The organism is Cupriavidus sp. DB3 (assembly GCF_020418465.1).
Taxonomy (GTDB): Bacteria; Pseudomonadota; Gammaproteobacteria; order Burkholderiales; family Burkholderiaceae; genus Cupriavidus; species Cupriavidus cauae.
Map to the genome: position 1 here is coordinate 291,323 of NZ_JAIZPL010000003.1, position 15,734 is coordinate 307,056.

The window sequence follows — 15,734 nt, forward strand, 5'->3', positions numbered from 1 at the left end:
CACCATGAACGCCATTCAACGACTGGTCAAGCCGCGCAGCGTCGCGGTGATCGGCGCTTCGGCGGACCCCGCCAAGACCGCCGGCCGTCCCGTGTCCTACCTGCGCAAGCATGGCTTCAGCGGGGCGATCTACCCGGTCAACCCCAAGGTCGATTCGATCGACGGGCTGCGCTGCTATCCCGATATCGCCTCGCTGCCGGAGGTGCCGGACGTCGGCATCGTGCTGCTCGGCGCCGAGCGTGCTCACGTGGCGGTGCGGGAGTTGGCCGCCCGCGGTGCCGGCGCTGCGATCGTGCTGGCGAGCGGCTATACCGAGACCGGCGCGGAAGGCGCACGACGCCAGGCCGAGCTGATCGAGGCGGCCGGCAGCATGCGCCTGCTCGGGCCGAACACCATCGGGCTGGTCAACCTGACCGACAATATTCCGCTGTCGGCCAGCGGCGCGCTCGAGATGGACCGGTTTCCGGCGGGCAGCATCGGGGTGGTGTCGCAAAGCGGCGGCATCCTCGGTGCCTTGCTGTCGCGCGCCGCGGCACGCGGCATCGGGCTGAGCAAGCTGATCTCCACCAGCAACGAGGTGGACCTGGACCTCGCCGACTTCATCGACTACCTGGCCGACGACGAGGCCACCCGCGTGATCGCGCTGTACGTGGAGAGCGTGCGCAATCCGGAAACCTTCCGCCGTGCCGCGCTGAAGGCGAGGCGCGCCGGCAAGCCGGTCGTCGCGTTCAAGATCGGCCGCTCGGAGAGCGGGGCACGGGCCGCCGTGTCGCACACCGGCGCGCTGGCCGGCGCGGACCGGATGTACGACGCGCTGTTCGAGCAGGTTGGCGTGATCCGCGCGCAGAACTTCTCGGACCTGCTCGACATGCCGGCGGCGCTGGCGGCCGGGCGTAAGCTGCGCGGCAAGCGCATCGCCATCCTGACTTCGACCGGTGGCGCCGGCACCCTGGTCTCGGACAGCCTGGGGCTGGCCGGCTTCGAGACGCCCGCACCGGACGAGGACACCGCGGCAAAGCTGCGCGCGCTGCAGAAGGGCGACCATGCGGCGCTCGACCGCAATCCGATCGACGTGACGCTGGCGGGCTTGCAGCCGGACCTGCTGCGCGCCGCGATCCGCATCCTGCTCGATAGTCCGAGCTATGACGCGGTATCGGTGATCGTTGGTTCGTCCGGTCTGGCAATGCCGGACCTGATGGCCAATGCCATCCGCGACTGTCTTCCGGACAGCGACAAGCCGGTGATCGCCTTCGTCAGCCCGCATGCGCCGGAAGTGGGATCGCTGCTCAACCGCCGCGGCGTGCCGGCCTTCACCGCGCCGGAGGCATGCACCGTGGCGCTCGACGCCATGTGGCGGGCCGGCAGGGCCGCGACGGACGCCGACGAGGGCACGCCGGCGCTGCCGTTGCCTGACCTCGGTACGGTCGCTACGGGTTCGCTGGACGAGGCCGCGGCCAAGGCGTTGTTCGCGCGCTTTGGCATCCCGGTGGCGAAGGAGGTCATCGTCGGCAACGGCGAGGAGGCGAGCGCCGCCGCGCGGGACTTCGGCGGCAATGTCGTGCTGAAGGTGCTGTCGGCCGAGATCGCGCACAAGAGCGATATCGGCGGCGTGGCGGTCAATGTTCCGGCTGACGAGGTGGCGGGACGGCTGGCAACGATGGCGGCGGCGGTCCAGTCCGCGACGGGCATCGCGCCCGAGCGTTACCTGGTGCAGGAAATGGTCAGGGGCGGCGTCGAGGTTATCCTCGGCATGCACCGCGACGAGCTGGGTACCGCCATCCTGCTGGGCATGGGCGGCGTGGCCGCGGAGCTGTTCAGCGATACGACGCTGCGCCTGTTGCCACCCGGCCAGGGGCTGACGCGGCAGGCCGCATTGGAGATGATCCAGCGGCTGAAGACCGCGCCGCTGCTGCAAGGCTACCGCGGTCGTCCGGTCGCCGACGTGGAAGCGCTGGCGGACGCCATCGTCGCCTTCTCGCGGATGGTAGTCACGCTCGGCGACAGGCTGGTGGAGGCCGAGATCAACCCGGTGTTCGTCCTGCCGCAGGGTGAGGGCGTTGTGGCGGTCGATGGGGTGGCGATATTGGCCGGCGGGGGCAAGCGGGAATGAGGCAAGGGGGGCCGCCCCTTTGCAGCCATCGATGGCGCGGTCCCCTCCTGCATGCGAACGAGCCGATCCGCCATGGAGCACACTCCTGCCGAATACACTGTCGGCATGGAACGGATCAAGCCAGGCCAGGGCAAGGCAACACCCAATCGCTCGCTCGAACGCGGCATCGCCGTGCTGCGCGCGTTCCGCGCCGGCTCCTCGATGCCGGGCAACGGCGAGATCGCCGAGCGAACCGGCCTGTCCCGATCGACCGTCAGCCGCCTGACGCAATCGCTGATCGAGACCGGCATGCTCGAATACGTCCCGCGCTTGCGCGCCTATCGGCTCGGCGTGTCGGTGCTCAGCATGGCCCACGCCATGCGCGACGGCTCGCAGATCCTCAAGGTCGCGACGCCGGTGATGGTGGAGGCCGCGGTGCGGCACAAGATCAATGTCGGCCTGGCCGCCGCCGACGGCGACGAGATGGTCTATCTCGAGTCGTTCCGCTACAACCGGCGGCAGTCGTTGCGAACGGTCGTCAGCGGGCAGCGCATCCCGATGGCATTGACCTCGCTGGGACGGGCCTACCTCGCGACGCTCGCCCCCGACGCGTTCCAGGCGATGTTGCTGGCGATGGCAGAAAAACACCGGGGCCGCGGCTGGAGCCGCCTGTGCCGCGAAATCGAGGCGGCCGTCGTTTCGGTGCGCGAGAAGGGCTACTGCGTGGCGTCATGGCAGCCGCAGGTGGTTGCCATGGCGACGCCGCTGCAGATCAGTGGCTACGGCGTCCATGTCCTGAACGTCAGCGTATCGACGCAACAGGATATGGAGACCGTCGAGGCCGACCTGGCCGGGCCATTGATGGCGCTGTCCGCGACGATACAGGCGCGGATGCGCCGGCTCGAGAGCGAGATGGCCTGAGGTCTGCCACACCCGGCTTTCGGCCGGACGCGGCTAGCCGCCCGTGACCGGCTCCCGCTCCTGCCAGTGCTCCCGCGTCGGCCGATTCGCGTCGCCGGCGTCGCGATCGAGGGGAGGGCGATCCGTGGCGGGACGGATCCTGAACCAGATGGAGTACATGGCCGGCAGGAACACCAGGGTCAGCACCGTCCCCGCGAACGTGCCGCCGATCAGCGTGTAGGCGAGCGTTCCCCAGAACACCGAATGCGTCAGCGGAATGAACGCCAGGATCGCCGCCAGGGCCGTCAATATCACCGGCCGCGCACGCTGCACGGTGGCCTCGACGACGGCGTGGTACGGACTGAGTCCCTGTTGCTCGTTATGGTGGATCTGGCCGATCAGGATCAGCGTATTGCGCATCAGGATGCCGGACAGCGCGATCAGGCCGACCAGCGCATTGATGCCGAACGGCTCCCGGAAAATCAGCAGGGTCGGCACGACGCCGATCAGGCCGAGCGGACTCGTGGCGAACACCATCACCATCGCTGCAATCGAGCGCACTTGCAGGATGATGACGAGCAGCGTCAGCGCGATCATGATCGGGAACAGCGGCAGCATCGCCACCGTCGCCTTGCCGGATTCCTCGATCGAGCCCGCCTGTTCGATCCGATAGCCGGCGGGGAGCGCATCGACGATCGGCTGCAGCTCCTTCATGACGGCGCTCGATACGTCCGGCGGTTGCAAGTCTTCGGCGATGTCGCCTCGCACGGTGATGGTCGGCGTGCGATCGCGGCGCCGCAGGATAGGGTCCTCCATGCGGACGGAAACGGTTCCTGCCTGCGACAGCGGAATGCGCTGGCCGGCCGCTCCTTCCAGCGTGAAGCCGGCGATCTTCGACGGATCGAGGCGGATATCGCCGGCCGCGCGGCCCACCACCTGTACCGATCGAATGTCCTCGCGGACCTCGGTAAGCGGCACCCCGCTCAGCAGGAACTGCAGCTGCAGGGCCACCGAGCTCGACGTCAGCCCGATGGCCTGCAGACGATCCTGGTCCAGCGTGAAGCGCAAGGTGGGAACACGCGGACCCCAATCCGTATTGACCGTACGCATCATCGGATTGGCATGCATGACCGACTCGACGCGCGCGGCGATGGCGCGCAGCTTGTCCGGGTCCGGGCCCATGACACGGAACGCCACGGGAAACGGCGAATAGGGACCGAATACGAGCTGGGTCACGCGCACGCGTGCCTCGGCGGCCAGCCCATCGGCGACCGCCCGGCGCAGCCTGGCTTTGAGGGCTTCCCGTTCCTGCTGGTTGCCGGTCAGCACCACGATCTTGGCGAATGACGGATCGGGCAGTTCCGGCGCCATGGCCAGGTAGAAGCGGGGAGCGCCCTGGCCGATGTAGGACGTCACGACCTTCGCCTCGCTCTGCTTCGCCAGCCAGGCTTCGACCTTCGCCGTCGCGGCGCCGGTTTGCTCGATCGAGGTGCCATACGGCATCTGCACTTCGACAAGCACCTCGGGCCGGTCGGAGGTCGGAAAGAACTGCTTCTTGACCAGCCCCATGCCGAGGATCGCCACCGCGAATGCCGCGACGACGGTGCCGGCCACCAGCCATTTGCGGGCGATGACGTGCCGCAGCACCGTGCGCAGGCGTTGGTAGTGGCGGGTGTTGTAGATGGCATCGTGCCCCCCTTCGATCTTCCGGATGTCCGGCAGCATCCTGACCCCCAGATAGGGCGTGAATGCCACCGCCACGACCCACGATGCGATCAGCGCAATGCCGACGATCCAGAACATGTTGCTGGTGTATTCGCCCGCCGTGGAACGCGCGAAGCCGTTGGGCATGAAGCCGATGGCGGTGACCAGCGTGCCGGACAGCATCGGCGCCGCCGTGTGGCTCCAGGCGTAGGCCGAGGCGGCGAGACGGCTATAGCCTTCCTCCATCTTCACCACCATCATTTCGATGGCAATGATGGCGTCGTCGACCAGCAGTCCAAGTGCGAGGATCAGCGAGCCGAGCGTGATACGGTCGAAGTTCTTGCCGGTGGCGACCATGATGACGAACATGGCCGCCAACGTCAGCGGCACCGCGGCCGCGACGACGAGACCGACGCGCCAGCCCATGCTGAGGAAGCAGACCACCATCACGACGAGCAGGGCGGCGAAAAACTTGGCCATGAACTCGTTGACCGCCGAGCTGATATTGACCGACTGATCCGTGACCTTGGTCAGAGTCATTCCCAGCGGCAGCGCCGCGTTGATTTTGGTGGTTTCCGCCTCCAGCGCCTTGCCCAGGTCGAGCCCGTTCCAGCCATCGCGCATGACGATGCCCAGCAGCAATGCCGGTTCGCCGTTGTTGCGGACCAGGAAGGTGGCGGGGTCTTCGTAGCCGCGCTCGACGGTCGCCACATCCGACAGCTTCAGCGTTCGGCCCTGCGCGGTGATCGGGGTCTGGCGGATTGTCTCCAGCTTGTCGAACGCGCCATCGACGCGGATGAAGACCTGCGGCCCCCGGGTTTCGATGGAACCGGCAGGGGTCAGCACGTTCTGCGCGCTGAGCGCCGCGAAGATGCCCTGCGGCGTGACGCCCAGCGTGGCGAGGCGGTCGTGGGAGAAGGAGACGAAGATGCGTTCGGGCTGCTCGCCGATGATGTTGACCTTCTTCACCCCCGGCACGTGCAGCAGTTGCTGACGCAGCGCTTCCGCCTCGCGCGCCAGCAGCCGCTGCGGCTCGCCTTTGGCCTTGAGCGCCAGCAGTGCAAAGGTGACGTCCGCATACTCGTCGTTGATCATGGGTCCGATGACACCGGCGGGCAACCTCTTCGCCTCGTCGCCGAGTTTCTTGCGGGCCTGATAGAACTCCTCCTGGACCTCCGAAGGCGGCGTCCTGTCGAGCAGCGACACCATGGTGAAGGCCAGTCCGGGGCGTGTGTAGGTCTCGGTGCGGTCATACCACCGCAGCTCCTGCATGCGCTTCTCCAGCGGTTCGGCGACCTGGTCCTGCATTTCCTGCGCTGTCGCGCCCGGCCATGCGGTGACGATGGTCATCTGCTTGACCGTGAACGGCGGGTCTTCCGCGCGGCCGAGCTGGAAGAACGCGAGAATGCCCGCGGCGGAGATCAGGACGATCAGGAACAGCGTGATGGAGCGCTCGCGCACTGCCAGCGCCGAAAGATTGAAACGCCCCTCGGTCATCGACGTTCTCCGGCGGTCGTCGCTTCGCCATCGCCGACAGGCCTGACGGTCTCGCCCTCACGCAGCAGATGAGCACCCAGCGATACGATCCGTTCCCCGAGCTTGAGATTGCCCGACACCTGGGCCATGTCGTCGGTCAAGGCGAGCACCTTGACGGAGCGCCAGACCGCCTTCGCCGGGCTTCCTTCGATGGCCCAGACGCCCGGCCCCTTGCCGGGATCGAACAATGCGCCGACCGGTACCAGCAACGACGGGGTGGCATTCGTGCCGTCCGGAATCTCGACGGTGACGGTGGCACCGAGCGGCGCCTGGGCCAGCGCGCCTTCGAGCACGTAGCGGGCCTCGAAGGTACGGCTCACCCGATCGGCCGCACTGGATATCTGCCGCAACTTCGCCGGCACGGCGGCCTCTCCGTTTCCGTACAGCCTGGCCTGCGCGACTGACCCCACGGCCGGCCGCAGCGTCTCGGGCAGATGCACGACGGCTTCGCGTTGTCCTGCCCGCGCCAGGCGCGCCACCGGCTGGCCGGCGCTGACGACCTGACCTGGCTCGACCAGCGTCTCCACCACGACGCCATCCGCATCGGCAAGCAGCACGGCGTAGCTCGACGCATTCTGCGCGAGGTCCGCCTGCGCCTCGGCGGCATTGAGTTGCGCGCGGGCCGATTCGGCCGCGGCCTTGATCTGATCGTATGCGGACGCCGACACAGCGCCTTCGGCGACCAGATCGCGGTAGCGCGCTTCGTCGTCCGCCGTTTGCCTGGCGCGCGCCCGCGCCGCGGCGACCGCCTCGCGCTGCGCCCGCGCCTGCAATCCCAGGTCCAGCGGGTCCATGCGCATCAGCGGCTGGCCGCGCCTGACGGTCTGCCCGGTATCGACGAGGCGCTCCAGCACCTTGCCGGAGACGCGAAAGCCAAGGTCGCTCTGCACCCGGGCGGCCACGATCCCCGTGAACGACCGCGACGGGGCGGAGGCGGATTGCACCGTTCCCACCCTGACCAGCGGGGCCTCCGTGCGCGGATCGGAGGCAGAGGTGTCGCCGCATGCCGGGAGCGCGAGCGGCAACAGGCAGATGGCAAAGGGGGCAAGGCGCCGGAGCATGGGAATCCTTCCTGACGGAGTCGAATCCCCATTTTTAATTCGTGTGACCAATTTAGTCAATGGTCACAGGGAGAAAACTTACGGTGCCAGGCTGCGCAATATCAGGCTGGACAGGTGTCGTGTGGCTTCGGCGGCATTGTCGAGGTTGTGCTGCAGCAGCAGCGGATTGATGTACGGCCGCATCACCAGGAAGATCGCGTTGGCCGCCTCGTCCAGCGGAGTCTTGCGCTCGAACTCGCCGGACTCGCGGCCATCGCGCAGGATCTGCAGCACCAGGTTCCTGAGGTGGTCCTCGTAGGCGCGAACCGACGGCCAGGACTCGCTGGCCGAGGTCGCGGCGATGTCGTAGAGCTTGCGGTCGTTGAAAAAGAGGTGGCTGCCGGCCTCGACCAGCGCGCCGAACATGCGGCGCAGCCGCTCCGACGCGGAGGAGACGTCGGCAACGGCTTCGTCGACGGCCGCCATGATCGCGCTCAGGCGGTTGGAGCAGATGACCTCGCCGATCGCCTGCTTGGAGTCGAAGAACTTGTAGATGTAGGCCTTGGAAAAGCCGATTGCCTTCGCCAGGTCGGAGACGGTCGTCTTCTCATAGCCGTAAAGGCCGAAGTATTCGGTCGCCGCTTCGACGATCTGGTGTCGGACATCATGGTCCGACGGCCCCCGAAGCCGGGGTGCGGGAGAACGTGTCTTGGTCATTTCATCAGATTACCCGGTGCGGCAAGGGTTGACAACGAGTGACCGATTTGTATTATAGTCACTCACACCCGCCCACCCAAGATTCCGCCCATGCCTTCCCGCCGTCCCCTCGTTCTGCTGCTGTGTGCCGGCGTGATGGCTGGCTGCGCGGTGGGTCCCGACTAGCGCCGGCCCGACCCGCCCATTGCCAGCCATTACATCGGGCAGGCGGCCGCCAAACAGGCGCCGGGCACGGCCCGCGCCGAGCTCGCGACATGGTGGCAGTCGTTTGGCGATCCACTGTTGCCGCGCTTCGTGTCGTTGGCGCTGGAACAGAACCTGGACCTCGCGCAGGCGCAGGCGCGCGTCACGCAGGCGCGCGCCGGACTCAAGGTGGCCAACGCCGCCTTGCTGCCGTCGGGCGTGGTGAGCGGTTCGGCAGCCCGTGCGTATCAGTCGATAGAAACGCCGCTGGGACAGGTCCTCAATGCCACGCCCGGATACGACAGGTGGGGAAGTGCCTACGAAGTGGGCGTGGGAGCGAGCTGGGAGGTGGACGTGTTCGGTGGGCTGCGACGCGGCCGCGAAGCCGCGCTGGCCGACTATCAAGCGACGCAGGCCAGTGCCGTGGCGGCCCGGCTGGCGGTGGCCGCGCAGACGGCGGACATCTACATCGCCATCCGGGGTTTGCAGTCGCGTCTGGACATCGCCCGGCGGCAAGTCGGCACGCAGCAAGACCTGCTGGCGAAAGTCGGGTTGCTGTACGCGAAGGGACTGGCCGCCGAGTATCAAGTGCGACAGACCGAAGGGGCGCTGGCGCGCGTCCAGGCCACCGTTCCCGTCCTGCAGACGGGCCTCGATGCGGCGATGAACGCGCTGGACGTGATGTTGGGTGTCCCGCCTGGCACCCATCGCGCCGAACTCAAAGCCGCAGCACCGATTCCCGCGACGCCGCAGATCGCCGAGATGGGGACGCCCGCCGAGCTGCTTCAGCGCCGGCCGGACCTGATCGTTGCCGAACGCCGGCTCGCCGCGGCCAACGCCCGTATCGGCGAAGCGATGGCCGAGTATTTCCCCAAGTTTTCATTGAGCGGTCTTCTGGGAAGTGCCACGGCGATTTCCAGCGGCAATCTGCTGACCGGTGGCGCGAGCCAGGCGTCCGGTGTGCTCGGGCTGCGGTGGCGCCTGTTCGATTTCGGCCGCATCAATGCGCAGATCGATGTCGCGAAGGGGCGGGATGCCGAGGCATTGGCCGCCTATCGCCAGTCGGTGCTCCGGGCCACCGAAGATGTGGAAAACGCCTTCTCGGCACTGGTCAATCGCCGGGAGCAAGCCGCCGTACTGACGCAAGGGGAGGCCTCGCTCTCCCGTGCAAGAAGATCGTCGTTCGCGGCTTACCAGCAGGGGGCCGCGAGCCTGATCGACGTGCTGCACGCCGACGAATCGCTTCTGCAGGCGTCGGATGCCCGGGCACAGGCACAGACGGAATCGGCGCGAGCGGCCGTCGCCGCATTCAAGGCGCTCGGTGGGGGCTGGCAGCCCTTGCCGCCCGAAGCGCTGGCGACCCGTTGATACGTGAGCAGGCCAATTGCGTTTGCTGCAGGGTGCTTTGCGACGGCGTCGTCGGCGTAGACTGGGCAGGGTGCAGGCGGCACCTTCGGGTCCTCCCGCCACACGGTGGATTTCCAGTCGGCTTTCCTGCCGCCCGGCAAACCGGGCCCCGCGGAAGGCGCCGTGAAAGCCAGAAGGAACGCGATGGAACAGTTCAGCTTGTTCGAAGGCGACGCCGCGCCGGCCTCGATTCCGGGTCTCGTCTACCACCCCGAATTCCTGTCCCTCGACGAAGAGGCGTCCCGCATCGGCATCATCCGCACGCTGCCGCTGGAAGCCGCACGATACAAGGGCTACCTCGCCCTGCGCCGCGTGGTGAGCTTCGGCGGCAGTTACGACTTCGACAGCAATCAATTACGGCCGGCACAGGCCCTGGATGAGCGGCTGCTGCCGCTGCGCGAGCGCGTGGCGCAATGGGCCGGCGTGCCGCCGGAGCGGCTCGTGCATGCCCTGGTGGCCGAGTACGCCGCAGGTACGCCGCTGGGCTGGCACCGCGATGTGCCGGACTTCGAGCGCGTTTTTGGCGTCTCGCTCGGCGGCGCCGCGCGGCTGCGCTTTCGGCCCTATCCCTACAGCCCGTCGCTGCGGCGTCAGATCCTGGCGCTCGAAGTGCAACCCAGGTCGATCTATCGGCTGGAAGGCGACGCCCGTTGGCGGTGGCAGCACAGCGTCGAGCCGACGCGGGAATTGCGCTGGTCGATCACGTTTCGGGAGCGGCGGAACGCGGCGCGTTCGCCCTAGCGCAACTTCGGCGTAGGGCAACTCGCCTTGTCGCAACCCGTCTTAGCGCAACTCATCCTCGATATAGGCCCGCACGACATCGACGAAGCTCGCGTCGCCGCGCAGCCCCAGTTGCTCGGCGCGCGTCGTGTCCCACCGGCCCGGCCAGCTGCCGACGATCTGCTGCACGCGGCTGTCGGGCTCGCGGCGGATGCAGTTGGCGGCTTCGTCGCCGGCGACCTCCCGCAGGGCGTCGATCATTTCGTCCACGGTCACGGAAACGCCCGGCAGATTGACGATGCGCCGGTTGCCCAGGCGTTCGCCGGGCAGCTCGCTGCCGGCGATCAGCGCCTCGATGGCGCGGCGCGGCGACAGCAGCCACAGGCGCGTGTCGCCCGGCACCGGGCAGATTGCCTCCTCGCCGTTCAGCGGTTCACGAATGATGCCGCTGGCAAACGACGAGGCGGCGGCATTGGGCCGGCCGGGACGCACGCTGATGGTTGGCAGCCGCAGCACGACGCCGTCGACAAAGCCGCGCCGGCTGTAATCGGCCAGCATCAATTCTGCGATCGCCTTTTGCGTGCCATAGGACGATTGCGGATTGAGCGCGGTATCGTCGCGCACCACCTCGGGCAGCGTGCCGCCGTAGACGGCCACCGAGCTGGTGAACACGACGCGCGGCCGATGGCCCCTCGCCCGGCACACTTCCAGCAGCGTGCGCGAGGCGTCGAGATTGATGCGCATACCGAGATCGAAATCGGCCTCGGCCTGGCCGCTGACAATGGCGGCCAGATGGAACACCACGGCGGTCTCGCGGTCGATCGCGCGTTCGAGCAGGGCGGCATCGGCGATATCGCCGACCAGCGTGGTGACGCGCTTGTCGGCGAAATCGTTGCCTTGCACGACATCGACCAGCACCAGTTCCGTGATGGGGGCCGGCTTGCCGTCGGGGCCGTTCAGTTCGCCGCGCGACAGCAGCTGTTTGGCCAGACGCTGGCCCAGGAATCCGGCGCCGCCGGTGATCAGCACTTTCATGATCGATTGCCTTGTTGAAATCGCGATGAATGGGGCAGCGCCGGACGAATGCGCCACTGCCCTGGATTGCCTCGGTGGCCTCGGTTGCCCTCGGTTGCCGAAGGGGCTACCGCTGCAGCCACGCGCGCAGCCAGCCAAGCCCGTCGGTGGTACCTGCCCTGGGGCGATATTCGCAGCCGATCCAGCCCTGGTAGCCGAGCGCGTCGATCGTCTCGAACAGATAGGGATAGTTCAGTTCGCCGATATCCGGCTCGTGCCGTTCCGGCACGCCGGCGATCTGGATATGTCCAATGCCGTCGATGTCGCGCCGGAGCTTGGTGGCCACATCGCCTTCGACGATCTGGCAGTGGTAGCAGTCGAACTGCACCTTCAGGTTGGACGCGCCGATCTCGCGGCAGATCGCTTGCGCGTCGTCCTGGCGATTCAGGAAGAAGCCGGGAATGTCGCGCGTGTTGATCGGCTCGATCAGCACCGTGATGCCGTCGCCTTGCGCCGCGCGAGCCGCGTACTCGAGGTTGCGCAGATAGACCGCGCGTTGCTGCTCGCGCGGCACGCCCGGCGCCGCGAGGCCCGCCATCACGTGCAGCTTGTCGTTGCCGAGCACGCGCGCGTAGTCGAGGGCCGTATCGATGCTGCGCCGGAATTCGTCCTCCCGTCCCGGCAGCGAAGCGATGCCGCGTTCGCCGGCAGCCCAGTCGCCGGGCGGCGCATTGAACAGCGCCTGCTGCAGGCCATTCGCGTCGAGCCGGGACTTCAGTTCGCCCGCCGGAAAGTCGTACGGGAACAGGTATTCGACGGCGCGGAAGCCATCGTTCGCGGCCGCGGCGAAGCGGTCCAGGAACGCGTGCTCGTTGTACATCATCGAAAGATTGGCGGCAAAGCGTGGCATGGCAGCAAGTCGTGATGGGTTGGGAGAAGGCGGCGCAAGCGCGCCGCGTCCATATTAGCGGTTGACCAGCCTGGCCGGCGTCAGCCACACGGCGACGGCGCCAAGCACCAGCATGCCGGCCAGCACATACATGCCGCTGGCCGTGCTGTTGGTGGCGTCGCGCAGATAGCCGATCAGATAGGGGCTGGCGAAGCCGGCCAGATTGCCGATCGAATTGATGATGGCGATGCCGGCCGCGGCGGCGCTGCCGGCCAGGAACGCGGTCGGCAGCGACCAGAACAGCGGGGCGCAGGTCAGCACGCCGGCGGCGGCCACGGACAGCGCCACGATGGACAGCGTCGTGTTGCCCGCCGCGGAAGCGGCGACGGTGAAGCCGATGGTGCCCATCAGCGCCGGTACGATCAGATGCCAGCGCCGCTCCCGGCGCTTGTCCGCGCTGTGGCCGAACAGGTTCATCGCCACGATGGCCACCACGAACGGGATCGCGCTGAGCAGCCCGATTTCCAGCGTGCCCTTGATGCCCGTCGATTTGACGAAGGTCGGCATCCAGAAGGTCAGGCCGTACTGCCCGGACACGAAGGCGAAGTAGATCAGCGACATCCACCACATGCGCGGGTCGCGAAATACCGCGCGCAGCGAATGCGCGTTCTTCTGCTGCTCCTGCGGCTGCGCGGCGATCTCGTCGGCCAGCAGCTGCTTCTCGCGCTCGGTCAGCCATTTGGCGCTGCGGATGTTGTTGTCCAGATAGAGGATCGTCGCGATGCCGATCAGCACCGCGGGGATGGCCTCCAGCACGAACATCCACTGCCAGCCGTGGAAGCCGGCGCCGCCGTGGAAGCTCTCCATGATCCAGCCGGACAACGGATTGCCGAAGATGCCCGATACCGGAATCGCCGACATGAATACCGCGATGATCTTGGCGCGGCGGTGCGATGGAAACCAGTAGGTGAGGTAAAGGATCACGCCGGGATAGAAACCCGCCTCTGCCAGCCCCAGCAGGAAGCGCAGCACGTAGAACTGCGTCGGCGTCGTGACGAAGGCGAACATGGCCGACAGGATGCCCCAGGTGATCATGATGCGGGCAATCCAGATGCGGGCGCCGAGCCGGTGCATCAGCATGTTGCTCGGCAGCTCGAACAGGAAGTAGCCGAGGAAGAAGATGCCGGCGCCCAGGCCGAACACCGTCTCGCTGAACGCCAGATCCTGCGACATCTGCAGCTTGGCGAAGCCGACGTTGACGCGGTCCAGATAGGCCACCACGTAGCACAGCATCAGGAAGGGCACGATGCGCCAGAACACCTTGCGGTAGGTCAGGTCGAGTTCGGCTTTGCCGGGTGCGTCGACGTAGGCGGCCGCTGCCGCGTCGTAGGCTGTCATGGATTGTCTCCTTTGGATGGTGTCGGGCCGGCTGTCGCGCCGGCTCCGGTGTGCGTGACGAAAGCCCGTGCACACCGCGGGCTGGCGCGCGCTACCAGCGTGCGCCGAAGGTCTGGCGTAGTTCTTCGAGGGCCGCGGCGTCGAGCGGCGCCGGCTTGGGATCGGTCATCAACCACAGGCGCGCGGTTTCCTCGAGTTCTTCGAGCGCCCACGACGCCTGCGACACCGACGGGCCCCACATCACGGGGCCGAGCCGGTCCAGCAGTACGCCGCGCACGCGCGAGGCCAGCGCGGCGACCTGCGCCGCCACCTCCGGGTCGCCAGGGCGCCGATAGCGCAGCAGCGGAATATGGCCGACCTTCATCACGTAATAGGGCGTGATCGGCGGCAGCACGTCGTCCTCGCTCCAGACGCCGGCCAGCGTCAGCGCCACCAGATGGGTAGAGTGGGTATGGACCACGCCGCGCGCCTCGGGGTCGTTGGCGTAGATGCCACGATGCAGGGCCAGCGTCTTCGATGGCCTGTCGCCGGAGACATGCCGGCCGTTCGCATCGACCTTGGCGATGCGCGCCGGGTCCAGGCGGCCCAGGCAGGCATCGGTGGGCGTGATCAGCCAGCCGTCATCGAGTCGGGCGCTGATATTGCCGGCGCTGCCTACCGCATGCCCGCGCGCATACAGGCTCGCACCGATCGTGCAGATTTCCTCGCGCAGTCGGGCTTCCTCTCTCATTGCGAGCCTCCTTCCAGCTGACGCAGCGCTTTGGCAAAGAAGTCCACCGCGCCGAAATTCCCCGACTTCAGCGCCAGCCCCATGGGCTCGGTATCGATGGTGGCGGTGGCCGGCACGCCGGGGTCGATCTGTGCGCCGATCTGCAGCGATTTGACCTCGAGCGCCTGCACGACGGCGCCCGACGTCTCGCCGCCGGCGACGACGAACTTGCGCACACCCATCTCCCGCAAACCGCGCGCGATGGCGGCGAGCGTCGCCTCCACCAGTTGGCCGGCCTCCGTCACGCCGAGCGCCTGCTGCACGCTGCGTACTTCGTCGGGCGTGGCGGTGGCATAGATCAGTACCGGCTCGGGCAGATGCGAACGGGCAAACGCCAGCGCCTGCTCCACCACCGCTTCGCCGCGTGCCACCGCGAGCGGGTCGATGCGGAAACTCGGGCGGGCGTCTGCTGCCGAGTTCGTATTGGAATCGGAGTTCGTTGTCTCCCCGCGCCAAGCCGCCACCTGCGCATTGGTGGCCTGCGATGCGCTGCCTGCCAGCACGGCGGCGTAGCCTGCGATGCGCGGCAATTGCGCGGCATCGGTGCGTTCGGCCAACAGGCCCGCGCGGCGGAAGTTGGCGGGCAAGCCGAGCGCGATGCCCGAGCCGCCGGTCACCAGCGGCAGGTCGGCGCAGGCCTCGCCCAGGACATGCAGGTCGCGATCGGACAGCGCGTCGGCGATCGCCAGCCGTACGCCATCGGCGCGCAGCTGCCCGATCGCCTCGCGCACCGCGGCCGGGCCGGCGGCAATCGTGTCGTAGCGGATCAGACCGACCTTGCCGCGGGTTTGCCGTTGCAGCACGCGCACCAGGTTGGCATCGCGCATCGGCGTCAGCGGGTGGTTCTGCATGCCCGACTCGTTGAGCAGCGCGTCGCCGACGAACAGGTGGCCGCGAAAGACGGTGCGGCCGTTCTCGGGAAAGGCCGGACAGGCGATCGAGAACCCAGGCTGCTCGCCCAGCGCATCGAGCAGTGCCTCCGCCACCGGGCCGATATTGCCCGCATCGGTGGAATCGAAGGTCGAGCAGTACTTGAAGAAGAACTGGCGGCAGCCCTGTTCGCGCAGCCAGGCGAGCGCGTCCAGCGATTGCGCAATGGCGTCCGCCGCGGCGATGGTGCGCGATTTGAGCGCGACCACGATGGCATCCGCCTGCAGCGGCGCGGCGGACGGCGGCACGCCGATGGTCTGCACCGTGCGCATGCCGCTCTTGACCAGCATGTTGGCCAGGTCGGTGGCGCCGGTGAAGTCGTCGGCGATGCAACCAAGAAGCGGGCCCGGAAGCGGGCGGGGCGAGTTGGACTGGGACATGGGCAAACCAGGAGAACGGACAGCGGCGACGGGCTACGGGGTGACGGAGGACGTTCAG

Annotated in this window: 12 protein-coding genes; 4 read left to right on the forward strand and 8 right to left on the reverse strand. The window is 67.6% G+C overall.

Going from position 1 to position 15,734, the window contains the following annotated elements; genetic code table 11:
• Positions 1-4 precede the first annotated feature (4 nt).
• On the forward strand, positions 5-2,110 hold the full coding sequence (locus K7G19_RS10965; protein ID WP_226107249.1) for an acetate--CoA ligase family protein: 2,106 nt from the start codon (positions 5-7) through the stop codon (positions 2,108-2,110).
• A gap of 72 nt (positions 2,111-2,182) precedes the next feature.
• A complete protein-coding gene (locus K7G19_RS10970; protein ID WP_226107250.1) occupies positions 2,183-3,010 on the forward strand; it encodes an IclR family transcriptional regulator in 828 nt (275 codons plus the stop codon).
• 33 nt (positions 3,011-3,043) lie between these two features.
• Here K7G19_RS10970 and K7G19_RS10975 read toward each other — a convergent pair whose 3' ends face one another.
• From K7G19_RS10975 to K7G19_RS10985, 3 genes are all read right to left on the reverse strand, one after another.
• Positions 3,044-6,190 (reverse strand): efflux RND transporter permease subunit, encoded by a 3,147-nt coding sequence (locus K7G19_RS10975; protein WP_226107251.1) that lies wholly within the window; start codon positions 6,188-6,190, stop codon positions 3,044-3,046.
• The gene (locus K7G19_RS10980; RefSeq protein ID WP_226107253.1) at positions 6,187-7,290 is read right to left on the reverse strand and encodes an efflux RND transporter periplasmic adaptor subunit; all 1,104 of its coding nucleotides are present in this window, start codon (positions 7,288-7,290) and stop codon (positions 6,187-6,189) included. The genes K7G19_RS10975 and K7G19_RS10980 overlap by 4 nt, the downstream gene beginning before the upstream one ends.
• A gap of 78 nt (positions 7,291-7,368) precedes the next feature.
• A complete protein-coding gene (locus K7G19_RS10985; RefSeq protein ID WP_226107255.1) occupies positions 7,369-7,986 on the reverse strand; it encodes a TetR/AcrR family transcriptional regulator in 618 nt (205 codons plus the stop codon).
• 183 nt (positions 7,987-8,169) lie between these two features.
• On the opposite strand from K7G19_RS10985, the gene K7G19_RS10990 reads away from it, so the two are divergent.
• Together K7G19_RS10990 and K7G19_RS10995 are read left to right on the forward strand one after the other, a co-directional pair.
• Positions 8,170-9,537, forward strand: a complete 1,368-nt coding sequence (locus K7G19_RS10990; protein ID WP_226107662.1) for a TolC family protein — start codon at positions 8,170-8,172, stop codon at positions 9,535-9,537.
• Positions 9,538-9,720: 183 nt separating this feature from the next.
• Positions 9,721-10,317 carry an alpha-ketoglutarate-dependent dioxygenase AlkB gene (locus tag K7G19_RS10995; protein ID WP_226107258.1) on the forward strand — a complete coding sequence of 199 codons (597 nt, stop codon included), beginning with the start codon at positions 9,721-9,723 and terminating at the stop codon, positions 10,315-10,317.
• A gap of 42 nt (positions 10,318-10,359) precedes the next feature.
• Here the strand turns inward: K7G19_RS10995 and denD are convergent, their stop codons facing one another.
• The 5 genes from denD to otnK form a co-directional block, all read right to left on the reverse strand.
• Positions 10,360-11,331 (reverse strand): D-erythronate dehydrogenase, encoded by a 972-nt coding sequence (gene denD, locus K7G19_RS11000; protein ID WP_226107260.1) that lies wholly within the window; start codon positions 11,329-11,331, stop codon positions 10,360-10,362.
• A gap of 106 nt (positions 11,332-11,437) precedes the next feature.
• A complete protein-coding gene (gene otnI, locus K7G19_RS11005; RefSeq protein ID WP_149316755.1) occupies positions 11,438-12,220 on the reverse strand; it encodes a 2-oxo-tetronate isomerase in 783 nt (260 codons plus the stop codon).
• A gap of 54 nt (positions 12,221-12,274) precedes the next feature.
• Positions 12,275-13,597 carry an MFS transporter gene (locus K7G19_RS11010; RefSeq protein WP_149316756.1) on the reverse strand — a complete coding sequence of 441 codons (1,323 nt, stop codon included), beginning with the start codon at positions 13,595-13,597 and terminating at the stop codon, positions 12,275-12,277.
• A 91-nt stretch (positions 13,598-13,688) separates the two neighbouring features.
• Complete coding sequence (locus K7G19_RS11015; RefSeq protein ID WP_226107262.1) at positions 13,689-14,327, reverse strand: aldolase; 639 nt, start codon at positions 14,325-14,327, stop codon at positions 13,689-13,691.
• Positions 14,324-15,676, reverse strand: a complete 1,353-nt coding sequence (gene otnK, locus K7G19_RS11020) for a 3-oxo-tetronate kinase (protein WP_226107264.1) — start codon at positions 15,674-15,676, stop codon at positions 14,324-14,326. Before otnK ends, K7G19_RS11015 begins: the two co-directional genes overlap by 4 nt.
• Positions 15,677-15,734: the final 58 nt, after the last annotated feature.

Excerpts from the sequence above, each read along its gene's own strand:
- K7G19_RS11015 (WP_226107262.1), bottom strand. The coding sequence starts at position 14,327 with ATGAGAGAGGAAGCCCGACTGCGCGAGGAAATCTGCACGATCGGTGCG.
- K7G19_RS10985 (WP_226107255.1), bottom strand. The coding sequence starts at position 7,986 with ATGACCAAGACACGTTCTCCCGCACCCCGGCTTCGGGGGCCGTCGGAC.
- otnI (WP_149316755.1), bottom strand. The coding sequence starts at position 12,220 with ATGCCACGCTTTGCCGCCAATCTTTCGATGATGTACAACGAGCACGCG.
- K7G19_RS10995 (WP_226107258.1), top strand. The coding sequence starts at position 9,721 with ATGGAACAGTTCAGCTTGTTCGAAGGCGACGCCGCGCCGGCCTCGATT.
- K7G19_RS10970 (WP_226107250.1), top strand. The coding sequence starts at position 2,183 with ATGGAGCACACTCCTGCCGAATACACTGTCGGCATGGAACGGATCAAG.
- K7G19_RS10975 (WP_226107251.1), bottom strand. The coding sequence starts at position 6,190 with ATGACCGAGGGGCGTTTCAATCTTTCGGCGCTGGCAGTGCGCGAGCGC.
- K7G19_RS11010 (WP_149316756.1), bottom strand. The coding sequence starts at position 13,597 with ATGACAGCCTACGACGCGGCAGCGGCCGCCTACGTCGACGCACCCGGC.
- otnK (WP_226107264.1), bottom strand. The coding sequence starts at position 15,676 with ATGTCCCAGTCCAACTCGCCCCGCCCGCTTCCGGGCCCGCTTCTTGGT.
- K7G19_RS10965 (WP_226107249.1), top strand. The coding sequence starts at position 5 with ATGAACGCCATTCAACGACTGGTCAAGCCGCGCAGCGTCGCGGTGATC.
- K7G19_RS10980 (WP_226107253.1), bottom strand. The coding sequence starts at position 7,290 with ATGCTCCGGCGCCTTGCCCCCTTTGCCATCTGCCTGTTGCCGCTCGCG.
- denD (WP_226107260.1), bottom strand. The coding sequence starts at position 11,331 with ATGAAAGTGCTGATCACCGGCGGCGCCGGATTCCTGGGCCAGCGTCTG.